Here is a 19,249-nt window from a genome sequence, read left to right on the forward strand (position 1 = left end):
GGGTGTTGCTGATCTCTGTGGACTTGATGCCCGTGGCAACAAGTACATCGAGGTTCATGATCGTCACGGAGGTCGAAGGGACGAGATCCGCCTTGATGCCTGGGGCATCAAATCCACTGAGATCTACGACGAGTCCGGAGCCCGGTGGACCCGTTGAGTAAGTTGCTTTCCTCGAGTGAAGGCGCGCCCTGGCGGTCAGTAGATTTGATGCCCGTGGCATCAAATCTACTGACCGCCAGGGCGTTTCGCGGGGAGCTGACGCAATTCATCCAGGCAAGCTTGCACCAAGGGTGATAGCGGCTCGCCCGGTTTTCTGGAACGTGGTGGTGGTGGTGGTGGTGGTGGTGGTGGTGGTGGTGGTGGTGGTGCAGTCGCACTTGAGCTGACGAAGGGGGACGCTGCGGCCTGACCTGCCCAGGGATGGAATTCACCGCGCAGCGCACGCTGGATGAGGCCCATCAGGTACGCGGTAGGTTTACGGATGCCGCCAGCCGCACAGCGGGCTCCCGCCTCGTTCAACACTGCCTGGCAATCACCAGGCTCTAATTTGTTCAGCGCAAGGAGAGCGGCCTGTTGCTCCTCTGGGCGCAGATGCAAACCTGCCGGCCACTGCAAGCTCGGCTTTTCCATACCGGGGCTCATGTGTTGTACAGTACTAATACATGCTTTTAATACAGTACAGGCAGCGTTCGGATTCCGAACGCCGTTGTCAGTGTTGGGTTCTAAGCCGAGTTCGGACTCCGAACTGGGCGTTGCACGAATCCGAACGGCGGCCATTTCATCCAGTTCGGATTCGTGCAGGAGGGCGTCAGGGAAGGGTGTCTCCAATGCCTGCGCTGTCAAACGTTCGGCTAGCACATCCAGTCGTGTGGGTAGCCGGCGCTGATCAATATCGGTATCCCGCTCAACCTCTGTCAGGACGTGCTGCGCAACGATACGAACATTCTTGGCTGCATGACTAAGGCAATGCCCGACCAGCTCCAAATAGTCCGGATCCAGTTCCATGGCTTCTGCTGGAGTCAGTGGCTCGTCATGCAGCACATATACAGACCCTTGTAGACGCCCCGTGATGGGGTCGCGTCCGTGCGCTACCAGGCTGAGCCAGCGGGTGAGCCGGAGCACACTGAGCACGCGGGCGATGGTCTCGCGAGAGGCTACAGGGCCATAGGGGACAGTCGACAAGTAAGGTTGCAAATCTTGGTAGCGGGGGGGGACCAAGCCCTGGCCGCCCAATAACAAGCGAAATACCTGCCAAGCGTTGCGCTCGAGCGGCGTCAAGCGACTGTCCAGCAGCAAGCGGCGCGGCACACTATCGAGGGATTGGCCGCTGTAGAGAAAGCCGGCCTGCGGGCCGTAGGTGGCAGATTTGGGGGGTGGTGGACGGGTAGGCCACTGATCTTCTATCTGTCGGGCGCACTGTTGCAGCACCCGTTGCCAACGGGAGGTCGTCATCGCAATCACGACTGAGTGCTGTGCTGGGCGATTTGCTGCCAGACCATCACCAGGCTGATTTGTTGCTCCTCGGCCAGCATCATCATGGCGTCGAGTTGATCCTCGCTGCCTTCCTGCTCACGCAACTGGCACCAGCGCCGCCAGAGCGCGTGCTCTTGTGCTTCGCTGAGGTGATGCGGGCGGCCCTTATGGGTTTCGATTTTCAACAGCCGACGGCGCATGGCGGTTTCCGAATGGGTCAAGCCGAAGCACTGGTACATGATGGTGCTGCTGGCACCAAGTTTGAGGGCCCGGTTGATCAGTCGCTCGTTCTGTTCGTCGCGATCGGCTTGCTCAATCAGGCGCCGCAGCACCGGTGAATCGATGCGGATTTCGACCCAGGATACGCTGGCATGGGCCAGGCGCGACAAGGTGGTGGGCGGTAAGGATTGCAGCAGGGTGAGGTCGTCTTCGCCCAAGCCTAACGCCTTGCAGCGCTGTAGGTTTCCCTGACGCAGTTCATGCAGCACCTGGGTCAGCATGGCCTGATTGAGTAGGTTAAAGGACAGGCTCATGACAATGCCTCCGGAGGGGCGAGAGAAGGCTCAAGCATCTTCTCGATCAGGCGTCGAGCCAGGCGGATAAGGCGAAAGAGCTGGATCAGTTGCTCATCAGGTAGGCGTTCCAAGCCCGTGTTCAGGGCGGGGCGATCATTTATCGGGACCTCATAGACACCAATCAGCAACTGGCCGAACAGGGCCGCAGGCAGTTGGTGGCGATCCTCCCAATTGACCTCGTCATGCGCCCGCATCAGGGCGGTCAGCAGCAGCTGAATGCCGGTGACTCGAGGTGAGCTCAGTTCGAGCGACTCCATCCGCAGGGCATAGCCGAGCCCGTCCAACTGCTCGACTACGCTGTCGGTCTGTCCGGCGTAACTCGCCAGGCGCTGTGCCAGGTTGAAGATGGCGGAGCGAAGCTGTTCGGAGGTGTCATGCGCGGGTTCTATATGCCAGAGGTCGCCCACTCTGTGAAACCCATCCGCCTGGGGCCGCGTGGAAACGACGGCTTGATTTTCAACGTCTGACCGTGACTCGTTCGTGGTCTGCCGGCCAAGGTCACCGCCGCCACCGGCCTGGACGCCATGGTGCATGCCATCGAGGCCTACACCAGTTGCACCCGCAAGAATCCGATTGCCGATGGCCTGGCCACCACCGCCCTAGGGTTGCTGGGCGCCAATCTGCGCAAAGTGCTGGCCAACGGTCAGGACGTGGCGGCGCGCACGGCGATGCTGCAAGGCTCGCTGATGGCGGGCATGGCTTTTGTTAATGCCTCGGTGGCGGCGATCCATGGGTTGGCCTATCCGCTGGGGGCGCGCTTTCACATTCCCCACGGTCACGCCAATGCCCTGGTGATGGCGCCAGTGCTGCGTTTCAACCTGAGCGCTGCGCAAAGCCAATACGCGGAGCTCGCGGCGTACCTGTTGCCGGGCCGCCATTTCGAGGACGAGGCCGAAGCCGCCGAAGCCTTTGTCCAGGCAATTGAAGCGCTGGTGGCCGACAGCGGCCTGGAAACCCGGCTGTCGATACTGGGAGTGGACGAATCCGCCCTCACCGAAATGGCCAGCTCGGTGGCGGTGAACCTGCGTCGCCTGATCGACAGCAATCCCAAGGACATGACCGAGCAGGACGTAGAAGCCCTCTACCGCAGCATCTTCTAACCGACTGACGCGCATCGCCTATTAATAGGCGGTGTGCTGAAGGGGTACGCCCCCTAAATTGAGGGGCCGTATCAGCTTGCCTTCCCTTTTTTCACCTCGTCTGTCTACGCAGAGGGGAGGTTTTGTGCGCTTTTTAAACATGAGAATAAAAACAATGAACTGCAGCAGTAAAACCATCCGCATGCTTGCACCTGTCGTTAGCACCCATGCTCTCGGACTGGCGCTGGCCGTGTCTGCCTTTCCGGCCCTGGCCGAGGGTTTCTTCGAGGACGCCAAGGCGAGCCTGACGGCGCGCAACTTCTACATCAACCGCAACTTCACCAATCCGGCTTATCCGCAGAGCAAGGCTGAGGAGTGGACCCAGAGCTTTATCCTCGACGCCAAGTCCGGCTTTACCCAGGGGACGGTGGGTTTCGGTGTCGACGTGCTAGGGCTGTATGCGCTCAAGCTCGATGGTGGTCGCGGTACCACCAACACCCAGTTGCTGCCAGTGCATGACGATGGCCGCCCAGCCGATGACTTCGGGCGATTCGGCGTGGCGTTGAAGGCTCGCCTGTCAAAAACTGAACTGAAGGTCGGCGAATGGATGCCGGTACTGCCGATCCTACGTTCCGATGACGGCCGGTCCCTGCCACAAACCTTCCGCGGTGGCCAGGTGACTTCCCAGGATATCGACGGTTTGACCCTGTACGGCGGGCAGTTCCGCGGCAACAGTCCACGCAACGACGCGAGCATGGACGATATGTCGATGACCGGTAGGGGCGGGGTTACCTCCGATCGCTTCAACTTTGCCGGGGGCGAGTACAGTTTCAACCGCAAGCAAACCATGATTGGCCTGTGGAATGCCGAGCTCAAGGACATCTACAACCAGCAGTTCATCAACCTGGTGCACAGCCAAACAGTGGGAAGCTGGGTATTGGGCGCCAATCTTGGCTACTTCATCGGCAAGGAAAGCGGCAGCGAGCGGGCAGGGGAGTTGGACAACAAAACCGCCTCCGCCATGTTCTCGGCCAAGTACGGCAGCAGCACCTTTTACCTGGGCTTGCAGAAAGTCAGCGGCGACAACGCCTGGATGCGTGTCAATGGCACCAGCGGCGGCACCCTGGCCAACGACAGCTACAACTCCAGTTACGACAATGCCAAGGAGCGGTCCTGGCAGTTGCGTCACGACTTCAACTTCGTTGGTGTCGGCATTCCCGGGTTGACCCTGATGAACCGCTATATCAGCGGTGAAGACGTACACACCGCGACTGTGAGTGACGGCAAGGAGTGGGGCCGGGAGAGTGAGTTGGCCTATGTGATCCAGAGTGGCAGCCTGAAAAACCTGTCGCTGAAATGGCGCAACAGCACCCTGCGTCGCGATTACAGCAGCCTGGAGTTCGACGAGAACCGTCTGATTATCAGCTACCCTTTCTCGGCGCTTTAATACCGCTAAACAGATCGCACGCTACACCAGCGGCTACAGACTTTTGTAGCCGCCGCTTCTTCGACTTTGAGTTAATTAGACCGCGCCAGGGTCGTGGTCCGGGACTATACCGGCCAGTGAAAGCTAAAGAGGATGGGTGAGTCCAGCGGGCCCAAGGCTGGCCTCGTACCGGCTTAAGCTGGTATGAAGCAATAAGCGGCCACTTAGTTTCCGTCCAGATTACAGGCAAGATCGGCTAGGCCAGCGCATTCAGATTGGTCAAGCTGCATCTTCGGCTGTCCACTTTCCATTTTAAGATCTAATGACTTCGTTTTATTTTCTAATGACCACTGAAGGGAGCGAGTGCTTCGATAACATTTCTTACGAAAGCGCAGCGGCGTGTTCCGAGTACAACCGGCATACCCCGTGTAGTGTCATCAACGCTTCGACGTTCCATTGTGTGCAAAATTGCACTCCACTTGATCACCCGATTGCATTCGACCTGACCAGTCATTTGCATTGACCAACGATTCCATCGGATTTGACCAATACACTTTGCAACCATGACCGGCAGAGAGCGGCCGATTCTGTTGAAAAAGTCGGATTTTCAGTTGGCCTGAACTCAAGCACGACCACCAACAGAGAACCTACTCACCACGTTGCGTGGTTTCTCGGCTCTTCGTCGACCTTTGCTGCTCTGTCAGTGGATTAATTTGAGGTTTTTGCTCCGTGCAGGCGCACCTATCCCGTGAGTGGTGGCCCTTGAGATGTAAGTTTGGCCAGCCGTCGCAGGTTCTGCACTGCAGCAGCCAGCGTGAACTCATCGGCTGCGCCACTCATGCCACGTAGTCTCAGGCGATCCAATTTCAGGATGCGTTTGAGGTGGGCAAACAGCATTTCGACCTTTTTACGTTCGTGGCGAGAACGTACGTATTGCGCCGTCGCTGCGATGCGCCGGGCCACATTACGAGCGGCTTCGTGGACGCTGCGAGCGATCTTGCGGAACGCCGTGTTCGGGCAACACTTGGCTTTCATTGGGCATGTCGCGCAGTCGGTTTGGCTGGATCGGAAGTTGATGGTGTTCGCTTTCGTCACGTGTGAGCGCAGGTTCTTGAAAGCTCTCCATTCGCTACGCAATGCCTTACCAGCAGGACAGCGATACTCCTCAGCGTCTTTGTTCCAGTGGAAGTCGCTGATCGAAAAACTGTCGTCCTTGCGCTCTGCTTTATCCCACACCGGCACATGCGGCTCGATATCTTTCTCTTCCACCATCCAGGCCAACATCGGTGCTGTGCCGTAAGCGGTATCGCCGATTAAGCGATCCGGTTTGATGTCGAACAACTCTTCGACTCGATCAATCATGGTTTTGGTGCTCTCGACCTCGGCCGTTCGATGAGCCGGTGTGGGTTCCACATCCATGATCACGCCGTGCTCGGTATCGATCAGATAATTCGTCGAGTAAGCGTAAAACGCTGGGCCACCTGGAGCTGCGGTACAGCGGGCTTGAGGATCGGTCAGCGACAGGCGCTTGGGTAGCGTTTCGGCCAGTGCCTCCTCATCAAGTGCTTCGAGGTACTCACGCACGGCGCGGGTACTCAGGGCCGGATCGCTCCAGTTGACTGGTTCATCGCCTGGTACACCGCGCTGCCGACTCGCATCCGCTTTGATAATGCTGGCGTCCACGGCAAAGCCTTCGCCCTTGATCAGACCCGCGTCCATGCAGCGACGCAGCACCTCATTGAACAGCCATCGAAACAGATCACTGTCCCTGAAACGGCCGTGTCGATTTTTGGAAAACGTCGAGTGATTGGGGACTTCATCCACAAGGCTCAGCCGGCAGAACCAGCGATACGCCAGGTTCAAATGAGCCTCTTCGCATAACCGCCGTTCGGAGCGAATGCCATAGCAATAGCCCACGACCAGCATGCGGATCATCAACTCAGGATCAATCGACGGACGCCCAATTGGGCTATAGAAATCGGCGAGATAGTGGCGCAAGTCGCTCAGATCGAGACACCGATCAATGCTGCGCAGAAGGTGATTGGCTGGGATGTGATCTTCAAGGTTGAACGAGTAAAACAGTCGCTCCTGCCCACTCGATAACTGTCCCATCATGCTGCGTACTCTCCCGCTGGCCGATGAGCAGATTTTGCCTCAGGCCAAGCAGGAGAGATACTTTTTCAACAGAGTCGACCCATAGCTGTCGTTCACCAGCGGAAAACTGCTCCGCAACGGACTGCTGAAAATAGCTCAGCGGAGAAACCAAAAACCTTCATCAGATCGTCGAGGTTTCAAGCGTATCGGCTTCATTGAATAGTTCGCGCATCACCACCACGAACGCTTCAGCCGGACGGGATGGCTTCTGGGTTTGCGACGAGGCGATCACGACTCGTTGCGGTGGGATGCTAGCGTCAAATGGGCGACACACGATGGCTCGCCCGTCGTAGCTCAAGTCTCCAGCGGGTCGAGTGACGAGAATCGACACTCCGTGCCCATGTGCCACGAGTGAGCGCACCATTTCCACCGAGTGCAACTCCATAATGACATTGGGCTCTAAACCGCCCGTGCGGAACAGTGACAGGAAATAGTCGCGACTGTGAGGCAGGTCTAGAAGGATGAAGGGCTCGGTTTGCAAATCCTGAATACACAAGCTGGCTTTTGCTGCCAGATGATGCCCTTCGGGCAGCAGCACATAAGGTGATTGCAGTCCCACCGCCTGTAGCTTGACCTTACGAGCCAGGTTCATGTCATAGATCAGCGCTAAATCAAGGGTGCCGCGCTCCACCCGTTCGATCAGTTCCTCGGTGTCACCTTCGACAATGGCGACTCGTACCTCAGGAAAACGCTGCTTGAAGCGCTCGACCATGGTGGGGACATGTCGCGCGCCCAACGTTGCAAAACAACCCACCGAAAGGTCTCCAACCACGCTATCAGTCTCCTTGGCAGAGAGCTGCGCGGCACTTTGCAGTAGCTGCCTTGCTTGCTGATAGCGGCGGGTTCCGGCGGAGCTGAGTTCGATCCCTTTGCCTGGAATCCTCACGAACAAGCGCTCATCCCATAAGGCTTCCAACTCCGCAATCGCGTTCGATATCGAGGGTTGGGACACACTCAGCGACTTCGCCGCATTGACGGTACTTCGACATTGGGCCGCTGCTACAAAGTATTCGATTTGCCGAAGGCTGAAGTGAATCATTATTTTTAATTCGCTGTATCAACAGTGCATATTTTTAATTATATACCCCGCCGCTTAACCTCAGTCCATCCACAGCCTGTGTCCTTCCAAAAAAACGCGCTGATCTGGCGCAGATGCTGCACTAACAATATCGAGGATTCGCCCATGGCTCGTTCAACTGCACCTGTTGCACCGAGGTCGGTAATTGAAACCCGCTCCATCGATTACATACCGGAAAACGAGCGCCATGGCAGCGCATTCGGTCAGTTCACACTGTGGCTGGGTGTGAACCTGAACATCACGGCCATCGTCACCGGGGCTTTGGCGGTGGTGCTGGGAGGCGATGTATTCTGGTCGTTGATTGGCCTTCTGATAGGCCAAGTACTTGGCAGCATCGTCATGGGCCTGCAAGCCGCCCAGGGGCCGGCGATTGGCCTGCCACAGATGATCCGCAGTCGCGTGCAGTTCGGTGTCTATGGTGCGGTCATTCCGCTTGTACTGGTGAGTTTGTTGTACGTAGGGTTCTCGGCGGGCGGCACGTTGCTGGCCGGTCAATCCGTGGCGAAAGTGCTATCGATCGCGGACTGGCAGGGCATCATTCTGTTCGGCCTGGTAACCCTGTTGTTGGCGACCCTTGGGTATCGCACCATCCACTCCATCGCCAAAGTAGCCAGCGTGGTGGGCGTCATTGCCTTTATCTACATGTTCGGTGCGTTGCTGGCCCGGCACGATATCCATGCGCTGCTCGACAATCGTCACTTCGTCGCTGCCAACTTCGTGTTTTCGATCTCGTTGGCAGCCGCCTGGCAGATTTCGTATGGGCCATACGTAGCGGACTACTCCCGATATTTGCCCAGTCAGACGTCCAAGTTGAAGATCTTTCTGGCTGCATCGCTGGGCACGGTACTGGGATCACAGGCCGCCATGACCTTCGGTGTGTTTGCCGCAGCCCTCGCCGGAACCGCCTTCTCGGGCCATGAGGTAGAGTTTGTCGTAAGCCTGGGCTCGACGGGTTTGTTGGCCATGATCCTGTATCTGGTGGTCGGCTTCGGCAAGATCACCATGATGACCCTCAACGCTTACAGCAGCTACATGTCCAGCGCGACCATTGTCAGCGCGTTCTGCGGCGTCAGCAAAGTGTCTCTGACCCATCGCTTCATCTACGTGCTGGGAATGGTGTCCGTTGCAGTGCTGATTGCCCTGGCCGGTTCCCACAGCTTTATCAGTGCGTTTTCTTCCTTCCTCATTTTTCTCCTGGCGTTCATCACCCCCTGGAGCGCTATCAGTCTAGCCGACGTGTTCTTCGTAAACGGCACGCGCTATGACCTGGCAGCTCTCAATGATCCCGCTGGCCGCTATGGCCGTTGGAACTGGCCGGTTATTGTCACCTACTGCTGTGGGGTACTGATGGAGTTGCCGTTCATTTCCAGCGGTTTCTACACCGGACCGGTCGCCCGTGCGCTGAACTATGCAGATGTTTCCTGGGTGGTCGGCCTGCTGGGTACCGGAATGCTTTATTGCCTGGTCAGTCGGCGAATGGCCGCCAGGGTGCCACCGTCCCTGACGCCTGCTCTCGACAGCAAAGCCTAACTGGATTGCCAATCCAATCAGCCTTCACTCCACTCTCAGGTAGTCTTTTCATGACATCGGATGAATCCCGCTTCGCACGCGAAAACTTGCCCGGCGACCCATACGCAATGCTGTTGCACTGCGCGAACCGCTGGCCGGACAAGGAGGCGCTCGTATTTGACTCCACACCTCAGCGGCTGACCTTCAGCCAATGGTTGCTGGCTTCCCAGACACTGGCCTGTGCCTTGCGGCGGCGCGGGATTCAACCCGGCAGCTCGGTGGCATTGTGGGCGGAAAACAGAATCGAATGGCCAATCGCGCAGGTCGCCATCGCTGCCATTGGTGCGGTGCTGGTGCCGGTTAATACGCACTTTCGCGAGGACGACCTCCTGCATGTGCTGGACCACAGTCAGTCGGTGGCGATCTTGCTTTCCGCGCGCTTTCGCTCCAGTGACTATCTGTCCATGACACTGGACACTCGTAACCGGTTACCCCTTCTGCGCGACGTGATTTGCTTCGACGGACCTGAGCTTCACGCTGAGAATTGCTGGAGTTACGCAGCACTGATGAGCGAAGGACCGCAGCTGCCATTTCAGGCGTGGCCCTGGTCGCCTCGCGAGCTGGCCAGCATCCAGTACACCTCCGGCACCACAGGGCGGCCAAAGGGCGCTGAACTGTGCTTCGAAGGCATGTTGATGAATGCACGAGGAACCGTCGCGCGTCTGGCGGTTACCGCCGAGGATCGCTGGACTTCCATCATTCCGCTATTCCACTGCGCGGGCTGCATTATGAATGTGCTCTCAGCGCTGGCCGCAGGGGCTACGTATGTGGGGGTCAGCGCCTTCGATGCCGAGCGAATGTTGCACCTCGTGGAGGCCGAGCGCTGTACGCTGCTGACGGGCGTTCCCACCTCTTATCTGGCCATGCTGGAGCACCCGCGACGAACACAGTACGACCTTGGCTCGTTGCGGGCGGGTACTTGCGGTGGCGCCGATTGCGACCCGGCTTTGCTCGAACGCTGCGCGTCTGCGTTCCCGATTCCAGGCCTGGTGCAGGTGTACGGCCAGACCGAAGCCAGCACCCTTATCGCTTTGGACAGTTGCGAGAGTGCGCAGCGATTCACCACCGCCGGCATGCCATTGCCAGGCATGCAGGTGCGCGTGTGTGATCCGGACAACGGACAGGTGCTGGCCTGCGGTGAGACCGGGCAGGTTCAGGTGCGCGGGCCCATGGTGATGCTCGGTTATCATCGTGACCCGCTGGAGACTGCTCGTTGTATCGACCTCGATGGCTGGATGCAGACGGGAGATCTCGGACGCGTTACCGCCGATGGCCGAGTGGAACTTGTGGGAGGACGGTTACGCGACATGATCATCCGCGGTGGCGAGAACATCTACCCGGTGGAGGTGGAGAACCTGCTGCGCGGCCACCCGGCGATCACCGAAATCGCTGTATTTGCCATGCCGGATCCTTTCTACGGCGAAGTGGTCGCCGCGGCGGTCGAGTTGGGTGGGGCGCTCTCCGCTGCGCAGGTGAAGCAAGCGTGTGCCGGAAAAATCGCTGGGTTCAAGCATCCATCCAGGGTGTTCAAGGTCAGCCAATGGCCCATGACGTCCAGTGGAAAAATACTCAAGCGCGAGCTGAAAGCCCAAGCCATGGCGATGCAGTTGGAGGAATTGCCATGAGCACACCGATCATCGGCCACCGGCATCACTGCGCATTCGTACCAGGGCTTCAAGAGACGGCTGCCGCCATCGGTAATGCTGGGGTGCAAGTGGTATCTACGCCGGCACTTATTGCTCTGCTGGAGGAAACGGCGGGCAGTGGCGTTCAGGCTTTCTGCGTTCCGGGATGGGGCACGGTTGGCACTAAAGTGGATATTGCGCATTTGAGCCCGGCCTGGCCGGGCATTGAGGTCCAGTGCGAAGCCGTGCTGGAGTCGACCAAGGGCCGCACGTTGAGTTTCGCGGTGAGCGCGAGCCAACAAGGGCGGTTAGTGATGCGCGGCCATCACGAACGAGTGATGGTCGACCTCAGCCGCTTCTCCATACCGCAACCAATCAGCGCGGGCGAGCCAATTGAGTTTTTTTTCGATTTTCACAGTCCATGGTGCTACCTGGCTATGCCGCGCTTGCGAGAAATCGCCGCTGCCCATGGTCGAGCGATTCATTGGCGGCCTATGCACTTGGCCAACCTGATCGATCACATCGGGGGGCGGCGACCACTGGAAGCATCGTCAGCATTTGTGCGGTGGTTTCAGCAGGATTTGCAGGATTGGGCTCGACTGAGACGCTTGACGCTAAGCTACCACCCTCAGTTTCCATTGCGGCCTTCCCGAGCTTTGCGTTGCAGCTTGTATGCAATCGAGAATGGAAAGGGCGTGGAGTTCATCTTCAACGTGATGCGAGCTTACTGGAGTGAAAACCGGGATATCAGCGACCTGGAGATCCTCGGCGATCTGGCGATTGCAGCAGGCCTGGACCGAAGTGCAACTATTCAAGCTGCTTCCGATGAGCGATTCAAACTGGCACTGGAGGCTAACAACGATCAAGCCGTGCAGGTAGGCGTTTTCGGTGCTCCGACCGTCATCGCCGATTCGAAGCTGTTCTGGGGCAATGATCGGCTGGAAATGATGGGCGATTATCTAGCCCAGAGTAACGGTCAGAACAATTAGTCCCTAGCGATGGAGGAGCGTGAATCAGCCTTAAAGTGTGGGAAGGTTTCTGCATTGCATCATTTGACGAACCGCTCCTCAATTCATACCCGGGAGCAAGTCGGCTGACTGCTTTTGGCCGATTCTGTTGAAAAAGGCCGCTACCGACCGATTCTATTGAAAAAGTTGGTCCTTCCAAACTGCCGGATCATCGACTGGTGAAAACGCCTTTTTTGCACGCTGGTACGTGAATTCCGAGTCCGCAAGCCTCTGCCGAAGGTAAAGATCTCAATCTCGGACGCGTACTTTTCTGATGCGCAAGCCACGGTTACGTGTGAAAAACCCACGGGGGCAGCCAGGCCTGATAGATTTAAAAAGTCAATTTTCATAGTCTTCTCTTCGCAGTGCCGTTCAAAAAGTGCCAGGGACCAGAATTGTTCGATCGACGTTTCTGATATCGGTGTGACCGCATGCGCCATCGACACATCCAGCTCCTTGTGCAGGATCTGCAACGCCTTACTGACACCTGACTCGCCCATTGCGCCGAGTTCGTAGACCATGGCGCGAGCTATCAATGTGCCGCCTGCGCCAAGAGCCCATGCGTTGAGCACATCCTGGCCGCTACGAATGATCTGGCGTGTTGCTGGGGCGGTTTAGCTCACCAGGAAGGGACATCGTACCCTGATCAGGCTACGAAGCCGGACAGCTACTGGCCTTGGAAATCGAAACGGGATCTAGCGTTTTTAAACACTCTGTGCCGATTGCTGCCGATCAATCCGAGCCGGAGTCGACCTGAAACAAGCGCTCCGCGTGCGCCACAAAACTTTAAGTGATTCAGTATTGAAGAGTCTGACTTAGGACGGCATTAGGTGGACTGTGGCGACGTACGCTGGAAAAGACATAATCGATTTGGCCAGAGGGTGCTCCTAGGTCGAGCGAGTCGAGAAAGCGAAGTCAGCCAATCGGCGGCAATCTGGTACTGTATTTTATGTTGGATCTGAACCTTTTTTTAGCTGGTCGGTGCTCTATAGAGTGCGCGTCCGACGCACTAGTGGACAGTGATCGGCAGCCCACTATTTCTGGCTCTCTGATGACCGGACGACCTCGAGAGTCTTCAGGAACCACCATGAATACTCGTCCTGGCTTCCACAGCAAGGCCTTGCCCGAGTCGCAACGTGACATCCTCGGCATGATCGCGACCGACCATCATCTGGGCGACATACTCTGCGCCATCTGTCAGATGCACGACGCACAGGCCCCCGAAACCTTCTGCTCTATCCTGCTTACTGATGCCGAGGACAAGCACTTGCTGAGCGGCGCGGCGCCCAGCCTGCCGGTCGAATACAGTGACGCGATTCATGGAATGGCCATTGGTCCACACGAAGGAACCTGCGGCACCGCAGCGTTCCGGCGCGAGCTTGTGGTCACCGAAGACATCGCCCGAGATCCAAACTGGGAGCGTTTTCGCGGCCTGGCGCTGGGGCATAACCTGCGTTCCTGCTGGTCGGTGCCTTTGCTCTCCCATCAAGGAAGCGTGTTGGGTACATTTGCCCTGTACCAGAACCGGGCCCACGCGCCGGACGAGGCGCAGATTCAACGACTGGCCTTTGCCGCCCAACTGGCCGTCATTGCGATCCGCCATGAGCGTGACGGCCAACGACTGGAGGCAAGCGAACAACGTTTTCGGTCATTGTTCACCTACAACCCCAATCCGGTGTTCGCCCTCGATCTGGCCGGCAACATCCAGAGTGTGAATCCAGCAGGCCTGAAGCTGAAACCGCACACTGCAACCAATTTCATTGGTCATCACTTTTCCCATCTGGTGCTCGAAGAAGACCTGCAACGGGTCAGTCAGCATTTTTCCGCAGCCCGCGCCGGAGTGCCTCAGCGCTTCGAGGCGCGGGTTCGCGACGAGAGTGAAAAACTGTTGACCATGGACATCTCTAACCTGCCGATCATGGTCAACGGAGAAATCGTCGGGGTATTTGGCATTGCCCGGGACATCAGCGAGCAGAAGCATTTCGAGCGCCAATTGAGCTTCAATGCCAGCCATGATCGGCTGACCGGTTTGCTTAACCGTGTTTCGCTTGAAGACCGGCTTGTTCTGGATTGTCACATCAGTCGTCGGCGTAAGCGTCGTCTGGCGGTGATGTGCATTGATCTGGATGGATTTAAGTCCATCAACGATTCGATCGGGCACTACTTCGGTGATCAGGTGCTGATCGAGGTGGCGCAGCGTATGACCCAGCAGGTTCGTCCGGGGGATACCATCGTGCGCATGGGTGGTGATGAATTTATCGTTCTGCTACCAGACCTGCTTCATGATGAGGACGTTGTTCCAGTAGCCGAGCGATTGATGGCCAGCATTTCCAGACCCTACTGCATCCAGGGCATTGACCTGCACGTGAGTGCAAGTGTCGGCATCACCCTGAGCGATGGGCACATCGAGCAGCCGATGCAACTGATCCAGCAGGCTGACATGGCCATGTACAAAGCCAAGCAGCACGGGCGCAACAACTTTCAGTGGTACACCAGCGATCTCAATCAGCGCGTTTGCGAGCATGCGGGCCTGCGCAATGACCTGCAAAAGGCAATCGAAACTCAGTCGTTGCAGCTGCATTACCAACCGCAGCTAGACGCGCGCACGGGGCGGGTGGTCGGGATCGAAGCGTTGCTGCGCTGGGAGCATCCGGAAAAAGGATTTATCTCACCCGCGGTGTTTGTGCCGGTGGCAGAGGACAGTGGTCAGATCATCCCGCTAAGCCTTTGGGTCCTCGATACGGCCTGCGCGCAGCTGCGCGAGCTAGGCGAGCAGGGCATCACCGGCATCTCAATGGCGGTGAATATTTCACCGATGCATTTTCAGCGTGGCCAGTTCGTCCAGTGTGTCCAGGCCACCCTGGAGAAACATGGTCTGTGTGGTGAGCAGTTGGAGCTGGAGATCACCGAGTCACTTCTGTTGCATAACGCTGAACAGGCGATCGACACGTTGCACCGGCTCAAGGCATTGGGGGTGCGCATTGCGCTCGATGATTTCGGCACTGGTTTTTCCAGCCTCAGTTACCTCAAGCGCTTGCCCATCGACAAGATCAAGATTGACCGCTCGTTCATCCAGGATATCGCCACCGACCATCACGATGCAGCGATCACCCAAGGCATTATTTCCATGGCCCATCACCTCAGCCTGACGGTGGTCGCCGAAGGCGTGGAAACGGCTTCCCAAGTGAATTTCCTGAAGGGCTGTCGCTGCGATGTTTTTCAGGGGTATTACTTTGCCAAACCGATGCCCTGCGCAGAAATCGAAGCTTTCCTGAGCCATCCCGCCTCACATCCCTGACCGCCAATTCTGTCTGGATCCAGACCTGAAAATCAGACGCTAAGGCAAATTTTCAGACCCCAGCGCAGAACTCCCTCTCCTCAGGCAAGGCGCTCCCCGCGCCTTTCTCACACACTCGGCTCTAACGCTATCGCGCTGCACAACAACAAGAGCCGCGAAAAAAATGACTAGTTTCCAGCCTGCTACCGAAAGCCAGACCGGCCATATCGGCGCCCGTCAGACCCGTGTCGAGGACGCCGCATTGTTGCGTGGCCTCGGCTGCTATGCCGATGACGCGGCGATTCCTCCGGGTACGCTACATGCAGCGATTATCCGTTCACCCCACGCTCATGCGCGGATTACCTCGGTGGACTTTTCCCGTGCGCTGCTGATGAAAGGTGTGCACGGCGTGCTGGTCGGCGAAGACGTCAAACGCTGGGCGCTACCGTTCCCGGTGGGTGTGCGTCAGCCGATGGAGCACTGGTGCGTCGCCGTCGACAAAGTGCGTTATGTCGGAGAGCCGGTGGCCGTGGTGATCGCTGAGAGCCGCTATCTGGCCGAGGACGCGATCGAAGGGGTGCGCGTTGAATACGAGCCGTTGCCGCCGATCATCGATCCGGAACTGGCCACCGCCGAACAGGCGCCGATCCTGCACGAAGCCGTCGGCAGCAACGTGGTCAACGAGCGGCACTTTCGTTATGGCGAGCCGGAGCAGGCGTTCGAGCAGGCGCCGCACAAGGTCTCGCTCAAAGTGAAGTTTCCGCGCAGTTCCTGCACACCCATTGAATGCTATGTGGTGCTGGCTCAGTACGAGCGCGCCACAGGCATTTATGACGTGCTGGCCAATTTCCAGGGTCCCTATGCGCTGCACACGGTCATGGCCCGGGCACTGAATGTGCCCGGCAACCGCCTGCGTTTGCGCACACCGAAAGATTCCGGCGGCAGCTTTGGCATCAAGCAAGGGGTTTTCCCTTACGTGGTGATGATGGGCCTGGCGTCACGCAAGGTCGGTGCACCGGTGAAGTGGGTCGAGGACCGTCTGGAACATCTTCAGGGGGCTTCTTCGGCGACCAATCGGGTCACCGAAATTGAAGCGGCGGTAGAAGCCGATGGCCGCATCACCGCGTTGCGTTATGACCAGATCGACGATTGTGGTGCCTACCTGAGAGCGCCGGAACCGGCGACTTTCTACCGCATGCACGGCAACCTGACGGGTGCCTACGCGATCCGCAATTTGCAAGTGCGCAACCGGGTGGTGCTGACCAACAAAACCCCGTCCGGCCTGAACCGTGGTTTCGGTGGCCCGCAGGTGTATTTCGCCCTTGAACGGCTGCTGCAACACATCGCCGTGCAGTTGAAGCTTGATCCGTTGGACGTGATCCGCCGCAACCTGGTGCCGGCCGATGCCTTCCCTTATCGTGCGGCGGCCGGTGCGTTGCTCGATTCCGGCAATTACCAGGCAGGCATTGCCTTGGCGGCGGCTGATGGCGGTCTCGACGAGTTGCTCAAACGTCGTGATCAGGCGCGTGCCGAAGGCCGGATCTATGGCATTGGTTATGCCGCGGTCATCGAACCGTCGATTTCCAACATGGGCTACATCACCACCGCGATGACACCCGAAGAGCGGCGCAAGGCCGGTCCGAAAAACGGCGCTGTCGCCACCGCCACCATCAACGTCGGACCATTGGGTGACGTCAGTGTGCACGTGTCCTCGGCACCGCAAGGGCAGGGCCATCAAACCACCGTCGCTCAGGTCGTCGCCGAAGTGCTTGGGGTTGCGCTGGAGTCCATCGTGGTCAACGTCGAGCTCGATACCCAGAAGGACGCCTGGTCGATTGCCTCGGGCAACTATTCCAGCCGCTTCGCCGGCGCCGTGGCCGGTGCCGTCTACAAGGCCGCGCTGAAGATCCGCGATCGCCTCGCCGCGATTGCCGCCGAGCAATTACAGGCCAGTCCCGAAGATATCCGTTTCGCCGGCGGCAAGATTTTTGTGGTCAATGGCGGGGCGGTGGCGCCATTCCATCGGATTGCCGGTGCGACCCACTGGTCGCCGGGCCTGCTGCCGGAAGGGGAAAACGGCGGTCTGCGTGAAACCGCCTTCTGGAGCCCGCCGCAATTGGAGGCACCGGACGACCAGGATCAGGTCAACAGCTCGCTGTGCTACGGCTTTGTCTTCGACATCTGCGGTCTGGAAATCGACCGCATGACCGGCGAGATCCACATCGATCGCTACGTCACCTGCCATGACGCCGGCCGCCTGCTCAACCCGGCGCTGGTCGATGGCCAGATTCGTGGCGGCTTCACCCAAGGCCTCGGCGCGGCGCTGATGGAAGAGTTCGCCTATGGCGAGGACGGTAGTTTCCTCTCCGGGACCTTCGCCGATTATCTGGTGCCGACCGCACCGGAAGTGATCGAACCGGTGATCCTGCACATGGAAACGCCATCGCCATTCACCCCACTGGGCGCCAAGGGTGTAGGCGAGGGCAACAATATGAGCACGCCGGTGTGCATCGCCAACGCGGTGGCCGATGCCCTCGGTCGCTCGGACATCCGTTTGCCACTGACGCCATCAAAAGTACGCACGCTCATCGGCATCGACGAGCCGCCACGGCCCGCCGGTATGGAGGCCGATGACAACCTGGACGCACCTGCCGGTGGACCGGCACTGCGGGCCAACGACTCGGTGGTGATTCCTGCTTCGCCGCAACAGGTCTTCGATACCTTGCTCGACCCGCAGACGCTGGCGGCGATCATTCCCGGTTGTCACGACCTCGTGCTTGAAGGCGAAAACCGTTACCGCGCAGACGTCACCGTCGGCGTCGGCATGATCCGTGCGCGCTTCGAGGCCAAGGTTGCCCTGAGTGATCTGGACCCGCCGCATTCATTGCGTCTGTCCGGTTCCGGCAGCAGCTCGATGGGCTCGGCCCAGGGCCAGGCCAAGGTGCGTTTCGTCGAACTGGAAAATGGCCACACACGCCTGGAATACCAATACCAGGTGGCGGTCAGCGGCAAAGTCGCCGCGGTCGGCGGCCGTATGCTGCAAGGGGCCTCGAAAGTGATCATCGGACAAATCTTTACTCGCCTGTCGCAACGGGTCAGCGGCCAAGCCATCTCCACCGGCTGGTGGGCGCGACTGCGGGCCTCGCTTGGCGCGCTGTTTGGCAAGGGAGGTGCGCAATGAAACCGGCTGCTTTCGATTACGTTCGGGCTGACACCCGGCGTCAGGTGGTTGAGCTGCTCGCCGAGTACGGCCAGGAAGCTCGCATCATCGCCGGTGGCCAATCGCTGATGGCGGTGCTGAACATGCGCCTGGCTCAACCCAAGTTGCTGATCGATATCAATCATGTGGCCGAGCTGGCCTATATCGAGCTGCGCAAGGATTGCCTGGCGGTAGGTGCCGGGGTGCGACAGGCGCAGTTGCTGGCGCGTTCGACCCTGATGGACGAGGTGCCTTTATTGGCACTGGCGATGCCCTGGATCGGCCACTTCCAGACGCGTAATCGCGGTACGGTCTGCGGTTCGGTGGCTCACGCCGACCCCAGCGCCGAGTTGCCGCTGTGCCTGGTGACGCTGGGCGGCGAGATCGTTCTCGAGTCGAAAAAAGGCCAGCGCATCGTCAAGGCCGCCGACTTCTTCCAAGGCATTCTCACCACCGACAAGCGTGCGGATGAACTGGTCGTCGAGGTGCGTTTTCCGCTCAAGCGCGAAGGCATCACTTATCGCTTCCGCGAAATCGCCATGCGCCACGGCGACTTTGCAATTGTTTCCCTGGCCGCGGCCATCGGCACGGACCAGGTCGAACTCGGCATCGGCGGCGTCGCCGACCGTCCGCAACGTCGCAGCCTGCCACGGGGTGCGGCGCTGCCTGACGCGCTCAATCAAACCGCCTGGTCGCTCGATGCACAAGACGACGTGCACGCCAGCGCCGCCTATCGCCGCCAACTGGTTCGCGAGCTGGGTCATCAGCTGATCGAAGGAGTCTGAAC

13 protein-coding genes and 1 pseudogene are annotated in these 19,249 nt (G+C 58.6%); 8 read left to right on the forward strand and 6 right to left on the reverse strand.

The annotated features are described in order from the left end of the window. Window positions 1-225: 225 nt before the first annotated feature. From AC1Q6D_RS29650 to AC1Q6D_RS29660, 3 genes are read right to left on the reverse strand one after another with little or no spacing between them, the layout of a single operon-like run. A complete protein-coding gene (locus tag AC1Q6D_RS29650; protein ID WP_492618493.1) occupies window positions 226-1,452 on the reverse strand; it encodes an STY4528 family pathogenicity island replication protein in 1,227 nt (408 codons plus the stop codon). A 5-nt stretch (window positions 1,453-1,457) separates the two neighbouring features. Next, a complete protein-coding gene (locus tag AC1Q6D_RS29655) occupies window positions 1,458-2,006 on the reverse strand; it encodes a DUF2857 domain-containing protein (RefSeq protein WP_103406147.1) in 549 nt (182 codons plus the stop codon). Beyond that, window positions 2,003-2,581: a hypothetical protein gene (locus AC1Q6D_RS29660; RefSeq protein ID WP_103406146.1), complete on the reverse strand. Its 579-nt coding sequence runs from the start codon at window positions 2,579-2,581 to the stop codon at window positions 2,003-2,005. Before AC1Q6D_RS29660 ends, AC1Q6D_RS29655 begins: the two co-directional genes overlap by 4 nt. Between AC1Q6D_RS29660 and AC1Q6D_RS29665 the strand changes: the two genes are divergently transcribed. Together AC1Q6D_RS29665 and AC1Q6D_RS29670 are read left to right on the forward strand one after the other, a co-directional pair. Next, entirely contained in the window at window positions 2,573-3,148 is a 576-nt protein-coding gene (locus AC1Q6D_RS29665; RefSeq protein WP_256590367.1) for a dehydroquinate synthase/iron-containing alcohol dehydrogenase family protein, read from the forward strand. The two genes, AC1Q6D_RS29660 and AC1Q6D_RS29665, sit on opposite strands and share 9 nt — an antisense overlap. Window positions 3,149-3,329: 181 nt before the next feature. Then, entirely contained in the window at window positions 3,330-4,574 is a 1,245-nt protein-coding gene (locus AC1Q6D_RS29670; RefSeq protein WP_103406152.1) for an OprD family porin, read from the forward strand. Between the two features lie 720 nt (window positions 4,575-5,294). Here the strand turns inward: AC1Q6D_RS29670 and AC1Q6D_RS29675 are convergent. Next, window positions 5,295-6,668: a transposase gene (locus AC1Q6D_RS29675; protein ID WP_103406145.1), complete on the reverse strand. Its 1,374-nt coding sequence runs from the start codon at window positions 6,666-6,668 to the stop codon at window positions 5,295-5,297. Between the two features lie 160 nt (window positions 6,669-6,828). Further along, window positions 6,829-7,746: a LysR family transcriptional regulator gene (locus AC1Q6D_RS29680; protein ID WP_103406144.1), complete on the reverse strand. Its 918-nt coding sequence runs from the start codon at window positions 7,744-7,746 to the stop codon at window positions 6,829-6,831. A gap of 144 nt (window positions 7,747-7,890) precedes the next feature. Here AC1Q6D_RS29680 and AC1Q6D_RS29685 point away from each other — a divergent pair, with 144 nt between their 5' ends. From AC1Q6D_RS29685 to AC1Q6D_RS29695, 3 genes are read left to right on the forward strand one after another with little or no spacing between them, the layout of a single operon-like run. Beyond that, complete coding sequence (locus AC1Q6D_RS29685; protein WP_103406143.1) at window positions 7,891-9,315, forward strand: purine-cytosine permease family protein; 1,425 nt, start codon at window positions 7,891-7,893, stop codon at window positions 9,313-9,315. 50 nt (window positions 9,316-9,365) lie between these two features. Beyond that, on the forward strand, window positions 9,366-10,979 hold the full coding sequence (locus tag AC1Q6D_RS29690) for a class I adenylate-forming enzyme family protein (RefSeq protein WP_103406142.1): 1,614 nt from the start codon (window positions 9,366-9,368) through the stop codon (window positions 10,977-10,979). Beyond that, window positions 10,976-11,968, forward strand: coding sequence for a thioesterase, FlK family (locus AC1Q6D_RS29695; protein WP_103406141.1), 993 nt, complete (start codon window positions 10,976-10,978; stop codon window positions 11,966-11,968). The genes AC1Q6D_RS29690 and AC1Q6D_RS29695 overlap by 4 nt, the downstream gene beginning before the upstream one ends. Before the next feature lie 390 nt (window positions 11,969-12,358). Here the strand turns inward: AC1Q6D_RS29695 and AC1Q6D_RS29700 are convergent. Next, window positions 12,359-12,576: pseudogene (locus AC1Q6D_RS29700) on the reverse strand (alpha-hydroxy-acid oxidizing protein); the annotation flags it as partial. 497 nt (window positions 12,577-13,073) lie between these two features. Here AC1Q6D_RS29700 and AC1Q6D_RS29705 point away from each other — a divergent pair. From AC1Q6D_RS29705 to AC1Q6D_RS29715, 3 genes are all read left to right on the forward strand, one after another. Next, entirely contained in the window at window positions 13,074-15,284 is a 2,211-nt protein-coding gene (locus tag AC1Q6D_RS29705) for a putative bifunctional diguanylate cyclase/phosphodiesterase (RefSeq protein WP_103406139.1), read from the forward strand. Window positions 15,285-15,447: 163 nt separating this feature from the next. Next, a complete protein-coding gene (locus AC1Q6D_RS29710) occupies window positions 15,448-18,444 on the forward strand; it encodes a xanthine dehydrogenase family protein molybdopterin-binding subunit (RefSeq protein WP_103406138.1) in 2,997 nt (998 codons plus the stop codon). Further along, a complete protein-coding gene (locus AC1Q6D_RS29715) occupies window positions 18,441-19,247 on the forward strand; it encodes an FAD binding domain-containing protein (RefSeq protein ID WP_103406137.1) in 807 nt (268 codons plus the stop codon). The genes AC1Q6D_RS29710 and AC1Q6D_RS29715 overlap by 4 nt, the downstream gene beginning before the upstream one ends. Window positions 19,248-19,249 lie beyond the last annotated feature (2 nt).

The organism is Pseudomonas sp. MT92 (assembly GCF_058792515.1).

Excerpts from the sequence above, each read along its gene's own strand:
- AC1Q6D_RS29650 (WP_492618493.1), bottom strand. The coding sequence starts at position 1,452 with ATGACGACCTCCCGTTGGCAACGGGTGCTGCAACAGTGCGCCCGACAG.
- AC1Q6D_RS29665 (WP_256590367.1), top strand. The coding sequence starts at position 2,573 with ATGGTGCATGCCATCGAGGCCTACACCAGTTGCACCCGCAAGAATCCG.
- AC1Q6D_RS29655 (WP_103406147.1), bottom strand. The coding sequence starts at position 2,006 with ATGAGCCTGTCCTTTAACCTACTCAATCAGGCCATGCTGACCCAGGTG.
- AC1Q6D_RS29705 (WP_103406139.1), top strand. The coding sequence starts at position 13,074 with ATGAATACTCGTCCTGGCTTCCACAGCAAGGCCTTGCCCGAGTCGCAA.
- AC1Q6D_RS29660 (WP_103406146.1), bottom strand. The coding sequence starts at position 2,581 with ATGCACCATGGCGTCCAGGCCGGTGGCGGCGGTGACCTTGGCCGGCAG.
- AC1Q6D_RS29675 (WP_103406145.1), bottom strand. The coding sequence starts at position 6,668 with ATGATGGGACAGTTATCGAGTGGGCAGGAGCGACTGTTTTACTCGTTC.
- AC1Q6D_RS29695 (WP_103406141.1), top strand. The coding sequence starts at position 10,976 with ATGAGCACACCGATCATCGGCCACCGGCATCACTGCGCATTCGTACCA.
- AC1Q6D_RS29670 (WP_103406152.1), top strand. The coding sequence starts at position 3,330 with ATGCTTGCACCTGTCGTTAGCACCCATGCTCTCGGACTGGCGCTGGCC.
- AC1Q6D_RS29685 (WP_103406143.1), top strand. The coding sequence starts at position 7,891 with ATGGCTCGTTCAACTGCACCTGTTGCACCGAGGTCGGTAATTGAAACC.
- AC1Q6D_RS29680 (WP_103406144.1), bottom strand. The coding sequence starts at position 7,746 with ATGATTCACTTCAGCCTTCGGCAAATCGAATACTTTGTAGCAGCGGCC.
- AC1Q6D_RS29710 (WP_103406138.1), top strand. The coding sequence starts at position 15,448 with ATGACTAGTTTCCAGCCTGCTACCGAAAGCCAGACCGGCCATATCGGC.
- AC1Q6D_RS29690 (WP_103406142.1), top strand. The coding sequence starts at position 9,366 with ATGACATCGGATGAATCCCGCTTCGCACGCGAAAACTTGCCCGGCGAC.
- AC1Q6D_RS29715 (WP_103406137.1), top strand. The coding sequence starts at position 18,441 with ATGAAACCGGCTGCTTTCGATTACGTTCGGGCTGACACCCGGCGTCAG.